We start from the raw sequence: 12,620 nt of genomic DNA on the forward strand, positions 1-12,620 counted from the left end.
GATTAATATTATTTTCTTAATTATTTTCCGTCACTATTTAAGTACCTAAGTTCACAAGTATATTCAATAAAGATAATGAATAATAACAAAACCGGACCAGCGATGCTTTTGTCGCATCATTGGTCCGGTTTTTATTTACGTTTAATCGCGTTACGCAACTCAGTTAAACTGCTGTGTCGCTCAGGTAATTTCATCGAACGAAAGTTATTGAGTAAGCGGCGTTGGACATAGTTGAGCCGCGGCTGATCCGCCAAATGCGCTTGCCAGTCCTTATCAGCTTGTTGCTTGGCGGCATCAATTGCTTGATCAAGTTTCTTGGTCGCCTCTTGAAATGCTGGCATATTGGCCAACGTGAAGCCAAAGTCGAACATGAAAGCCGCAATCAGGACAATCGCCGCAAATACCCCATAAGTCGCCGCTGTATGATCAACCCAACCGGCAATCATCGGCTGCACATACCGCGACAACAATAAACCGCCTAGACCCCAGAAAAGAGAGATTGGGAGTGCAATGCGGCCATTGAGATTCAGCGGCACGTTGGAATAATCCCACCAGCGCGTGTGAAAGAGTTTCTCCATGCCCCAGCTGGTGACATATTCGAGTGCCGAGATGTACACAACGGCAATCAGGTAAATCATCAGTGGATTGTCGGTGAACGGTTGAATCAGGTATAACACACCGAGTACCGCAAAACCGTACAAGGGTTGCCACGGCCCATTGAGAAAGCCCGCATTAACCCAGTGATGCTGCCGCGTTGAAGTATACGCCGTTTCCCATACCCACCCGATAAACGCATAGGCGAAGAAATAGAGAATGATTAAGGTGAAATTCTGTACCGCTTGAATCATCGTGGCCCACCTTCCGCCTGCAAATACGTGTGAATCGCCATCAGGTTGGGCACACGATAATCGGCGGCCCCTTGATCCTGCGCAAAGCGTGGATCACGAATGGGAACCGCAAAAGTGACGAGACCGGCCGCTTTAGCCGCCTGAATCCCCACGCAGAATCCTCAACCGCAACTGCTTCGTCGGCATCGAGGCCAAGTTTTTGGAGCGTGGCCAAATAGACAGCGGGATCTGGTTTACTGCGTTCAAAATCAGTACCGCTGGTGATCACATCGATATCGTCAGCGAGGCCCGTTTGGCGCCCCATCATGGCGATAAATTCGTGATCGGATGCACTGGCAATCGCGATGCGGTAACCATGTTTTTTGAGCCAATCGAAGAATTCACGCACAGTCGGCTGCATGACCGCAGCATAGTTGAATGGATGGGCATGCTTATAGGTCACATACTCATCTTGTAGCTGTTGGTAAGTGGCTTCGGTTTTGCCGGGTAAGACCTGTGGCCACAATGACGACAGATTGAGTCCAATCATTTTGGCGCCTAATTCTGGCGTCACCTCAATCCCCAACTGCTCAAAATAACCCAAGCGCTGCTTCAGTGTCTCCGGTTCCGAATCCACCAAAACGCCATCCATGTCAAAAATTACTGCCTTAATCACTGCAAACCCTCCTGCACCCTAATAAACGTCAATCACCTGTTGAACGAATTCTTGAATCTGCTCCGGCATTTCGCCCTGAAGTAACATTGCCTGTAACAATCGTCCGCGGTTGTACCACCGATTCCAGAACCGGATTGATTCACGCGGCCGCAATTGCAGAAGCGATTGTTGCCAGTTCTTCAGACTGACCAGCAAGGCTTCGACATAAAACGGATTGACCTGAGTTAAGCCGGACAGATAGCTCGCGATACGTTGGTCTTCCCCATAGATCAGTGGAGTTTCAATCCGTCGCCAGCCTTCAATCGTGACCATCTGTAAGAAGACTTTCGTTGCGCGTGGCAAACTGTTGACCTGACTCAATTCTTCCAAGAGATTCCCCATGTGCGTATACGCATGGGCCCACCCCTTGCCATCGACATAGCCACGGCCATCGCGTTCCATCACAATGTAGGTCGCCAGCGTCAGGGCAATGCGGTCGAAGTCGTCATTGGTCAGGACGTTGTAGCGCGCTTGATCCGCATAGACCACCCCGGACAGAATCATGAGCGCAAAACTGCGCAGAAAAATCGCGTCATTTTCGGGTTCCAGAATGTGTGCAAACAAGACATCAGGTGCCTGCAAACGGTCAAATAACCAGTGGAACTGTTGATCAGTGAAGGCGTTCATCTGCAAGAGATCACTCATCAAGAAGAAGACCCCTTTATCGCGCACTGCAGGACTGAGACTGGCCAGATGGTCGACCAAGAAGCTGATTTCATCATCGGTCACTTGCGGATGCGGACTGTGCTTCACCCGCTTTTCAATCTCGCGAATGCGACTCAGGGCTTCGAGATCGTCACTGGTCACAATGACAGGTTGTTTGGGTTCCACATCGATTGATTCCATCAAATCACCGATTTTGTTCGGTAGCCCGGCAAAGATTTCACCCTTTGTGAGTTGGGTACGCAAAGCTTTAACGGCCTGCGCAATATTACTGAGTTGTTCAGACATTGTATTTCTCCTCAAATTAAGATTGGCCGCGCAATTTTTCAGTCGGATGAGCCAGCACCCAACCAAAGTCGGTGGGACTGACCGCTTTTTGCACGCGCATCCCGTCTTGCGCCATTACCGTAAAGGGATAGTTAAACGACTGGGCCTGTTGCATGTACTGAATAATACGCTTTTGGGGCATCCGACCGTTCAGATAGACGCGATACCCCGGATACTGTTTCAATATTTTTGCGAGTAAGTCTGTCATTTTGGGGTCGGCGAGCTGCCGAATCGTCACGGCCATGGCAACCCGTTCACGAAAGTTACCCAAAAAGCACGCTTTTCATCGGGCCGCAGTTGGGGCACCCCATAGAGATGACTCTGGATAAACGAACTGAGATCTTCTGCCATTAGAATTACCCTCCCCTTGTTAATCTTTAGTATAGCAGAAACGCCTGTGAATGGCGTGATAGCGCTACAATTATGTACCTAAAGTGCACTGAACACAATAAAAAAGCAGCAACAAGACATCACATCCTGTCACTGCTTTTTAATTTGTTTGTTTTTAGTCGGCAAAAAGTCGGCAATATCGGGCTTCAGCACTTTTATAGGCTGTATAAACCGCGGTATAACCGTATTAGCCGACACTACCTTCCATTTCCATGCCGATTAATCGGTTCAATTCAACCGCGTATTCCATCGGTAATTCCTTGGTGAATGGTTCAACGAAGCCCATGATGATCATTTCGGTCGCCTTGGCTTCCGAGATCCCACGACTCATCAGGTAATAGAGTTGCTCTTCTGACACCTTAGACACCTTGGCTTCGTGTTCCATCGCGACATGCGCATTGTGAATTTCGTTGTACGGAATCGTGTCTGAAGTACTCTCCTCATCCATCAAAATCGTATCGCATTCAACGTGAGCAAAAGCGTTCGTGGCGTTCTTACTGAAACGCACGGTTCCCCGATAGTCCACCGCGCCACCATCTTTTGCGATGGATTTCGAGACAATCGAGCTACTGGTGTTTGGCGCATTATGAATCATCCGCGCCCCGTTATCTTGGTCGACACCGGCACTGGCCACCGCAATGGATAACATGGTGCCGTGCGCGCCGGGGCCATCCAAGTAGACACTGGGATACTTCATCGTTGTCTTACTACCCAGATTACCATCGACCCATTCCATGGTCGCATTGTCCAGGGCTTGCGCACGCTTGGTTTCCAAACTGTAGACATTCTTGGACCAGTTTTGAATCGTCGTGTAGCGGCAATAAGCGTTCTCTTTGACGAACACTTCAACCACAGCCGCATGCAGGCTGTCGCTGGAATAGCTCGGTGCTGTACAGCCTTCAACATAATTGATCTTAGCGCCAGGTTCAACAATGATTAACGTCCGCTCGAACTGGCCAGTGTTTTCGGCATTGATCCGGAAGTACGCCTGAATGGGTACCTCGGTCTGCACGTCCTTTGGCACATAGATAAAGCTACCGCCGGACCAAACCGCCGCATTCAACGCAGCGAACTTGTTGTCGCTTGGCTTTACCAACTGGCCGAAGTAGTCCTTGACCAAATCAGGATATTCGCGTAACGCGGTATCCATGTCCGTAAAATAATCCCAAGCTTCTCAAACTCATCGCGCATGTTGTGGTACACCACTTCTGATTCGTACTGCGCACTGGCTCCTGCCAGATACTTGCGTTCCGCTTGTGGCACACCCAACCGTTCAAACGTGTTCTTGATCTCTTCAGGCACGTCATCCCAATCGCGATAGGTCTTATCCGTCGCTTTTTGGTAATACAGCATGGTGTCCAGATCGAGCCCGGATAAATCGGGTCCAAAATCGGGCATCGCTAACCGCTGATAGGTTTCAAACCCCTTCAGACGATAGTCGAGCATCCAATCGGGTTCGCCCTTTTCCTTTGAAATCTCGCGCACGGTTTCTTCAGTGAGGCCACGCCCGGTTGAATAAACGGGCGCGATATCATCCTTGAAATCGCCCGGTCGCGTTTCATCTAAGAAATCAACGGTCGCCGCCACAGTTTCGTTATTTTTAGTATTCTTGGTCTCTGTCATCGTTATTTTCTCCTTTGGTCAACGCTTGGTAGAGTGCCTTCCAAGCCAGTGTCGCACACTTGATTCGCGCTGGGAACTGATGCACACCCACCAGAATCGCCGCATCACCTAATTGGTCTTTTGTGGATGATCACCATCGATAATCAGATCCGAAAAAATCTGCACATCCGCCAAGGCCTTGTCGACGGGTTGATGCAACACTTGCGTCGTCATGAGACTAGCACTGGCTTGTGAAATCGTGCAGCCCGAACCACTAAACGCAATGTCTTGAATCACACCATCTCGCACATCCAGATCGAGCGTCAACAAGTCGCCGCAACTGGGGTTCTTGAGCGTCACTGATTGGGTGGCATCCGCTAACTCACCATGGTGCTTAGGGTGACTGGCGGCATCCAAAATGACCTGGCGATAGAGTTGGTCTAACTTACTCAGACTCATTGAAATACCTCCCTGCAGCACGCACCGCACTTAATAATCGTTCAACATCATCCTCATTACTATAGAGGCCAACACTGGCGCGCACGGTTGCTGGAATGTTCAGCTGCGTCATCAGTGGTTGCGCGCAGTGATGGCCAGCACGCACCGCGATTGATTGTTCATCGAGGTAGGTGGCCAGGTCATGTGGATGCACGCCGGCGAGATTAAAGCTCACCACTGAAACACCCTCTGAATCGCCATACACGGTCATCCCGGGAATGGCCTGCAATCCTGTCCGCAATTGATCCAATAAGGCCCGTTCGTGCTGTTCTCGCGCCTCAGCGTCACTCTGGGTCAAATACGTGATCGCCGCGCTGAGTCCGAAGACCCCCGCAATATTCGGTGTGCCCGCTTCAAACTTGAGTGGACTGGGTGCCCATGTGCTCTCAGCTTCTGTCACCATGTCAATCATTTCTCCACCAAACGCAATCGGTGGCATCTGTTGCAGCAACTGCTTCTTACCAACCAATGCCCCGATTCCCGTTGGCCCATAAATCTTATGGCCGGAAAAGCATAGAAATCCGCCCCTAATTGGCGCATATCTACCGGCATGTGAGCGACTGCTTGGGCGCCATCGACCACCAGATAACCACCCTTAGCGTGCACCGCTTGCCCAATGCGGGCTACATCGACAACATGCCCCGTGACATTGGTGACTTGGGCCACGGCCACAATCGCGGTTTTAGCCGTGACGTGATCAATAATCGCGTCTGTTGTCACAATTCCTTGATCATCGGGTGGCACGACGACAAACTTAGCCCCCGTGCGTTTCGCCAACTGTTGCCAAGGAATAAATTGCTGTGGTGTTCCGCTGCGGTGACCAGAATCTCACTATCTGGGTGCACCACAAGGGGGCCAAAACTACTGGCCACAAGATTCAGCGCTTCCGTTGTGCCACGCGTAAAGACGATATTATCCGCATTCACACCGACAAATTCGCCGACCTGTTGCCGAATCTTCTCATAGTCTTCAGTTGCCTGAAACGCGAGCTGATACAAACCGCGATGCACATTGGCATTTTGATTGATGTAATAGTCTGTGAGCGCATCGAGGACAATCTGTGGCTTTTGAGCCGTTGCCGCCGAGTCCAGATACACGAGATCCGGGTGCGCCGCAAAAATGGAAAGTCATCACGCCATTTCATGCGCCAGCCCCCGATCGATACGATCAAACAGTGCTTGCTTCAATTCAGGATCCTTAATCGCCTCAAACCCAGATTCGAGGAAACCGCGAATCACGAGCCGACTGGCGGTCACTTCATCCAAGCCACGGCTCATCAGGTAATACATTTGACCCTGATCAACCCGAGCCACTGAAGCCGCGTGGCCGGCCGTGACATCATTTTCGTCAATCAACAGCAGTGGATTGGCATCACCGCGCGCATCATCGGATAACATGAGGACCCGATTCTCCTGTTGATTGTCGCTACCGCGCGCACCCTTTTGGATGTGTCCGATCCCATTGAAAACCAGATGGGCTTGATCGATGATGACCCCACGCTGGTTGATATGACCGGTCGTGTGGCGTGCTTGATTCTCAATTCGGGTCGTGTAACCCAGGTGCATTTTGGCGGTGGCTAAGACTCCCACATTGACAGTAGCGGTCGCACCGTCACCGGCAAGACGGGTCAATAGCAATGCGGCACCCGTGGCCACATTAAAGCCTGCAATGGTCCACACTAACTGCGCATCCGCTTCAACAACGGCCTCTCGCTTCAAGACCAATGTCTGGGCCGCAATCGCATCATCATTGATGTACGTGACGTGAGCGCCCGTACCGATGTTGACGTGCACGAAGACACCGGTCACGTCATCGGTGCTGCGCCAGCGTTCGATGATGGTGGTGGTCACATGCGGCGCCACATTGATGACCAAATTTGCACTGTGGTCACTGGTAATGGTTACCGTTTCATCAGTTGTGACATCTATTGTCATCACAGCTTGATCGCGCACTAACCACGTTTCTAATTCATCCGTTGGCGTGTATGGGCGCTCAGTAGCCGTTGCCCCATCGAGCGTCACTGGGCTCACCTGACTCACGGTCTGTTTGAGGTAGCGCGCCAATGGAATTTTTGGCATTTGTGGTAACATGGCTATTCCTCCGCTTCCAGGTGACTGTAGCCGGTTTTTCAAGTGATAAGGCCAGTTCTGGGCCACCTGTTTCGATGATGCGGCCACCCTTCATGACGTGCACCACATCAGGAACAATATAATCCAGCAAACGTTGATAGTGCGTGATGATTAAGCTCCCAAATTCTGGGCCACGCATCATGTTGACACCCTTAGCCACGACACGCAACGCATCGATATCGAGCCCGGAATCAATTTCATCCAGTAAGGCAAAAGCGGGTTGAATCATCATCAGTTGCAGAATTTCATTCCGCTTCTTTTCCCCACCAGAGAAACCTTGGTTGAGATAGCGATCGGCCATGTCAGCGGGCATCTCAAGGGTCTCCATCGTCTGATCCAGTTGTTGTAAGAACTGCATGACACTGATTGGATCATCGTCATCACGCCGCGCATTGATGGCAGCACGAATGAATTCGGCATTGGTCACCCCGGCAATTTCTGAAGGATATTGCATCCCCAAAATAATCCGGCGCGCGCACGGGCATCGACAGGTAAATCCAAGATACTTTGTCCATCGATGAGCACATCACCCTGTGTGACCTCATAAGCGGGATTACCCATGATTGTTTCGGATAACGTGGACTTCCCTGTACCGTTAGGGCCCATGATGGCGTGAATTTCGCCCGTCTTGAGCGTTAAGTTAACCCCAGTTAGAATTTCTGGGTGATCAGGTAACGCCTTGATTTTGACGTGTAAATCTTTAATTTCTAATGTTTTCATTACTTTTCTCCATAATTTGTGATTTTAATAACATCCCTTATCATTGTACGGCAGGATAACACATTGAACAATGCTTGGCGGTAAACAAATAAAGCGCTACAATTTCACTAACTACCTGAATGGAGATGATTTGTTGTCTGTTAAAACAATTGGCTTAGCCGCAAATAGTCTACTGCCCGGCGCTGGCGTCTTCCACGAGCAACCGGTGAGTTACCTCTTCCAAAATTATCTCGATGCCCTCATCACTAGTGATAGCATGCCGCTTTTGTTGCCGATTCAAGCCCCAGAACGTGCAGCGCAAGCAATCGAGAAAGTCGATGCCTTGATTCTCGCCGGTGGCCAAGACATCAGTCCTGAACTGTATCATCAAGAACCCCATCAAGCACTGGGCCAAACTTATCTGCCACGCGATCAATGGGAGATTGCCCTCATGCAGGCCGCCATCGAGGCCCAAAACCGGTTCTGGGAATATGCCGCGGTCTGCAACTGATCAATGTCGGTTTGGGTGGAACGCTCGACCAGGATCTCGCACTGGTGCCAACGACCATCAAACACTTGCAAGCACCCACCGCCGAATGGTTGGGCACCCACAACGTCACCATTACTGAAAGTTTTCTCAGTCCCATCTTAGGTGAACGCTACCGAGTCAACTCACTCCACCATCAAGTGGTGCACACATTAGCTCCTGGATTAGACATCGTCGCCACCGCTAACGATCAGGTGATCGAGGCGTTTGCCGATGCCGAGCGCAATATCTATGCCGTGTAATGGCACCCCGAAATGATGGCGAGCCACGACCCCAACATGCAACAGCTTTTTAACTGGTTCGCTTCATTGTAGACCTATATTATAGAAGAAAATAGCCCACCTGACAAAATCACGGGCAAACAAAAATAGACGCTGTGCGCCAAGGTTCATGACCTTGCACATAGCGTCTATTTTGTTTAACAACGATTAATGCGTCACCTTGCGAGCCCACCAGTCGCCGATGAATTGTACCACGAAAACCATGGCCAAAATGAAGACCAGTGCCACCACAATGACATCGTATTGATAACGTTGATAACCGACCGCAATGGCCAAGTTACCAAGACCACCACCACCGACAGCGCCGGCCATGGCAGTCAAACCAATGACCGAAATAATGGTTAAGACAGAGACCCGAATCAGTTCAGGCAAGCCTTCCCGCAGATAAACCCGGAAGATGATCCGCAATGGCGACAAGCCCATGGATTCAGCGGCTTCAATCACACCATCATCCACCGTCAACAGCGCATTTTGAACCTGGCGCGCAAAGAATGGTGCTGTTCCGGCAATCAAGGGCACCAAGGCAGCTGTTGGGCCAATCCCGGTACCCACAATTGTACGCGTCATTGGCGTCATAATCGCGAGCAAGATAATGAATGGCACGGCTCGCAAGATATTGACCAACTTATCGAGGATCCAGTAGAACGGCCGATTGGCCCATAAGCCATGTTCATCGGTCAGAACCAGCAGCACGCCGAGGACCAAACCGATAATTCCTGCCACAACGGCGGTCCAAATCGTCATGTAGAGTGTTTGGTTGATGGAATCAACCACCCCGTTATCACCGGACCAGATTGGCACGACATTAGGGAAAAATTTAGCTAAACCTGACATCAGCGTGCCTCCTTTGGATCAATATGTTGCACTTGAATGTTATGGGAATCCAGATAATCAAATGCTCGCGTCAGATTACTCTCCTCACCGGATAACACCACAATCAAATTACCAAATGGTGTATCTTGCAGGATCTGAATGTCACCAAACAAGATGTTGGCAACCACTTCAAACTGTTGATAGAGTGTTGCAATCAGTGGTTGATCCGTGGTGTCACCCAGATAAGTTAACCGGACCAAGCGCTGATTTGCCGTCAGATTCCGCACGGTTGGTTGTGCCAACACGGATGTGAGGGCCTCATCCAACTGCATGGTGGTATCGATGAAATCCTTCGTCAGCTGCTGTTGCGGCTTCGCAAAGATTTCAAGCAGACTACCGCGTTCAATAATCTGACCGGCATCCATCACGGCCACCTTGGTACAGATTTGCTTTACGGCTTCCATTTCATGCGTGATCAGCACGATAGTGAGCCCGAGCTTCTCATTCAGTGACTTCAATAGATCCAGAATCGATGCGGTAGTTTTGGGGTCAAGCGCGCTGGTCGCTTCATCCGAAATCAGAATCTCAGGATCACTGGCGAGCGCCCGAGCAATCCCGACACGCTGCTTTTGACCACCCGATAATTGGGCGGGATAAGCATTCGCCCGATCAGCCAGCCCCACCAGGTCGAGAAGTTCAGCAACCTTGGCATTGATAACCTTCTTCGAGCGCCCTGTCCCCTTGAGTGGAAAGGCGACGTTTTCTGCAATCGTGCGACTTGCCATCAGGTTGAAGTGCTGAAAAATCATCCCAACGCGGCGCCGTTCTTGACGCAACTTGGCTGGAACCAGTTGCAACAAGTCTTGATCTAAGACCGTGACCTTGCCGCTCGTGGGCCGCTGCAAGAGATTGATCAGGCGCACCAGGGTTGATTTGCCGGCACCGGAGTAACCCACAATCCCATAAATATCGCCGCGGTTCACTTCCAGATCGACATGATCGACTGCGTGAACTGCGCGTTCTTTTTCGACAAATTCAACATCGACTTGTTCGAGTTTAATCACTGTATCTGTGGCCATAACCAACATCCTTTATTTGTTAAAATTGTAGTTCCAAGCAGGTAACGTTGAACCCTTGTAGACTTTCTTGATCAATTTCGCTGTTGCGTTTGTTTGATAAGCCTTCACAATCTTTTGGTAGGTCTTGTTGTCCTTATTCTTTGAAGACTTGGCAGCAATGAAGTTGACCCAAGGCTTAGATTTCGCGTTAATCTTTTCAACCGCAATGGCATCTTGTGGCTTCAGGTTAGCGGAAGCCGCAATGTCGTTGTTGACGATGGCAGCTGCCACATCATCCAAGCTCCGTGCCGTTTGGCCAGCATCGAGTTCCGTAATCTTCAAGTCCAGCTTGTTTTCGGTGATATCCCGAATTGTTGGGCTGGCTGCCTTATTCAGCTTAATGATGTTGTTTTCAGCTAAGAGTTGTAATGAACGACCTCGTTTGATGGATCATTGGGAACAGAGACCTTGTCGCCCTTCTTCAAGTCCTTCAGTGACTTAATCTTGTTTGAATAAGCACGGATAGGTCCGATGTAGGTATTGCCAATTGCTACAATCTTGGTATTGTGCTTCTTGTTCCAGTTATCCAAGAAATTCTGGTGTTGGAACGCATTGAGTTGCACATCGCCATCTTCTAACGCTTGGTTAGGCTGGTTGTAATCCGTGAATTCAACCAATTTGATATCGACGCCTTCTTTTTTCAAGCGGGATTGCACATCGGTCCAGATTTCTTTATCTGTGGACATGATGCCGACCTTAACTGTCTTGGATGCGGAACTACTGCTGCCGCTCCCACAGGCTGCTAACACAAGACACTTGCTAATGCTGCGGTAACGACCGCCAAACGTTTAAACCACTTCATATTGACTTCCTCCTCATTTTTCCCAAAATTCGCCAACAAAAAAACTCGCCTCTAACTAATCAGCTAGAAGCGAGTTTCCCCACGATACCATTCTACTTCGATGCAGCATTACTGCTGTATCCTCACTAACGGGTCCAATCAACCCGCGTGCAAGATAATGGTTGCCAACCATTGCAGCCTTACCCAAAGGTTCGGTGCACCGATCCGTGAGCCATCTTCGTTCAACCGCGCTACCCCACTCTCAGCAGGCGTGGGTTTTCTGTACAGTCTGAGTTGAACTACTCTCTCACATCGTTCGTTTGTCGAATTTGAATTGTTTTGATAATACCCAGTTTTCAAACAGGTGTCAAGCTATCTGCTAAAATTTCTGGTTCCAAGCGGGTACTTCACCGTCGTTATAAAGCTTGGCAATCAGGTCTGCTGTGGCTTTTGTCTGATAAGCTTTCACCACTTTACGGTAAGTGGCATTATTTTTATCTTTCTTGTTTGCGGCAATGATATTGATCCAAGGTTTACTCTTCTTAGTGACCTTTTCTGTGTAGATGGCTTTCTTTGGATTGAGCTTGGCATCTTGTGCCACCCCAGAATTAATCACGCTGGCATCCACATCGGCCAAACTGCTTGCGGTTTGCGCAGCATCTAATGCCTTGAGCTTCAGTTTCAGTGGATTAGCGGTCACGTCCCGCGTTGTCGGTAACGCCTTATCCGCCACCTTAATCAATCCGGCTGTTTCCAGCAACTGTAATGCGCGGCCCTCGTTTGTTGGGTCGTTGGGTAAGGCGATGCTATCCCCTTTTTGATGTCCTTCAGGGAGCTGACCTTCTTGGAATACACGGCCAGTGGTGCAATCAATGTGCGGCCAATGCTGACAACATCCGCGTGGTGCGTCTTGTTCCAGTTATCCAAAAGAATTGGTGTTGGAACGCATTGAGATCAATATCGTGATCAACCAGTGCCGTGTTGGGTTGATTGTAATCGCTGAACTGTACAATTTTTAACGTGATGCCTTCTTTTTTGAGCGTCTTGCCAACGGCTTCCCAAACACGATTGTCAGCCCCAACGACGCCGAGCTTGACGACCTTATTGGCCGTCGTTTTTTGACGCGGCACTCTGCCCGCAACCAGCCAAGCCGACGCCCAATATAACTAATGCCAGTGTTGCTAAAAACCATTTTTTCATCATCATACCCTCCAAATTTTGGAAACAAAA

At 49.8% G+C, this 12,620-nt stretch carries 6 protein-coding genes and 8 pseudogenes; 1 reads left to right on the forward strand and 13 read right to left on the reverse strand.

Annotated elements, in window-relative coordinates; all coding sequences use genetic code 11:
- Window positions 1-131: 131 nt before the first annotated feature.
- From JCM17471_RS01555 to sufC, 9 genes and pseudogenes are all read right to left on the reverse strand, one after another.
- Window positions 132-848 (reverse strand): putative ABC transporter permease, encoded by a 717-nt coding sequence (locus tag JCM17471_RS01555; RefSeq protein ID WP_054776552.1) that lies wholly within the window; start codon window positions 846-848, stop codon window positions 132-134.
- 40 nt (window positions 849-888) lie between these two features.
- Complete coding sequence (locus JCM17471_RS01560) at window positions 889-1,503, reverse strand: HAD family hydrolase (RefSeq protein ID WP_225354071.1); 615 nt, start codon at window positions 1,501-1,503, stop codon at window positions 889-891.
- An 18-nt stretch (window positions 1,504-1,521) separates the two neighbouring features.
- Window positions 1,522-2,493, reverse strand: a complete 972-nt coding sequence (locus JCM17471_RS01565; RefSeq protein ID WP_054776553.1) for a DUF2785 domain-containing protein — start codon at window positions 2,491-2,493, stop codon at window positions 1,522-1,524.
- A gap of 11 nt (window positions 2,494-2,504) precedes the next feature.
- A pseudogene (locus JCM17471_RS01570) lies at window positions 2,505-2,883 on the reverse strand (DUF1694 domain-containing protein).
- Window positions 2,884-3,109: 226 nt separating this feature from the next.
- Window positions 3,110-4,545 (reverse strand): annotated as a pseudogene (gene sufB, locus JCM17471_RS01575) (Fe-S cluster assembly protein SufB).
- Window positions 4,523-4,983 (reverse strand): annotated as a pseudogene (sufU, locus tag JCM17471_RS01580) (Fe-S cluster assembly sulfur transfer protein SufU). The pseudogenes sufB and sufU overlap by 23 nt, the downstream one beginning before the upstream one ends.
- Window positions 4,970-6,119: pseudogene (locus JCM17471_RS16340) on the reverse strand (aminotransferase class V-fold PLP-dependent enzyme). Before JCM17471_RS16340 ends, sufU begins: the two co-directional pseudogenes overlap by 14 nt.
- 33 nt (window positions 6,120-6,152) lie before the next feature.
- Window positions 6,153-7,112, reverse strand: a complete 960-nt coding sequence (locus JCM17471_RS01590; protein ID WP_056992309.1) for a SufD family Fe-S cluster assembly protein — start codon at window positions 7,110-7,112, stop codon at window positions 6,153-6,155.
- Window positions 7,015-7,871: pseudogene (gene sufC, locus JCM17471_RS01595) on the reverse strand (Fe-S cluster assembly ATPase SufC). Before sufC ends, JCM17471_RS01590 begins: the two are co-directional and overlap by 98 nt.
- 70 nt (window positions 7,872-7,941) lie before the next feature.
- Between sufC and JCM17471_RS14830 the strand changes: the two are divergent.
- Window positions 7,942-8,639: pseudogene (locus JCM17471_RS14830) on the forward strand (gamma-glutamyl-gamma-aminobutyrate hydrolase family protein).
- Window positions 8,640-8,825: 186 nt separating this feature from the next.
- On the opposite strand, the gene JCM17471_RS01605 reads toward JCM17471_RS14830, so the two are convergent.
- From JCM17471_RS01605 to JCM17471_RS01620, 4 genes and pseudogenes are all read right to left on the reverse strand, one after another.
- Window positions 8,826-9,512 carry a methionine ABC transporter permease gene (locus JCM17471_RS01605; protein ID WP_054776555.1) on the reverse strand — a complete coding sequence of 229 codons (687 nt, stop codon included), beginning with the start codon at window positions 9,510-9,512 and terminating at the stop codon, window positions 8,826-8,828.
- Entirely contained in the window at window positions 9,512-10,570 is a 1,059-nt protein-coding gene (locus tag JCM17471_RS01610; protein ID WP_054776556.1) for a methionine ABC transporter ATP-binding protein, read from the reverse strand. Before JCM17471_RS01610 ends, JCM17471_RS01605 begins: the two co-directional genes overlap by 1 nt.
- Before the next feature lie 12 nt (window positions 10,571-10,582).
- Window positions 10,583-11,373, reverse strand: a pseudogene (locus tag JCM17471_RS01615) (MetQ/NlpA family ABC transporter substrate-binding protein).
- A gap of 396 nt (window positions 11,374-11,769) precedes the next feature.
- Window positions 11,770-12,590 (reverse strand): annotated as a pseudogene (locus tag JCM17471_RS01620) (MetQ/NlpA family ABC transporter substrate-binding protein).
- Between the last annotated feature and the right edge of the window lie 30 nt (window positions 12,591-12,620).

Source organism: Lacticaseibacillus saniviri JCM 17471 = DSM 24301 (assembly GCF_001311785.1).
Taxonomy (GTDB): Bacteria; Bacillota; Bacilli; order Lactobacillales; family Lactobacillaceae; genus Lacticaseibacillus; species Lacticaseibacillus saniviri.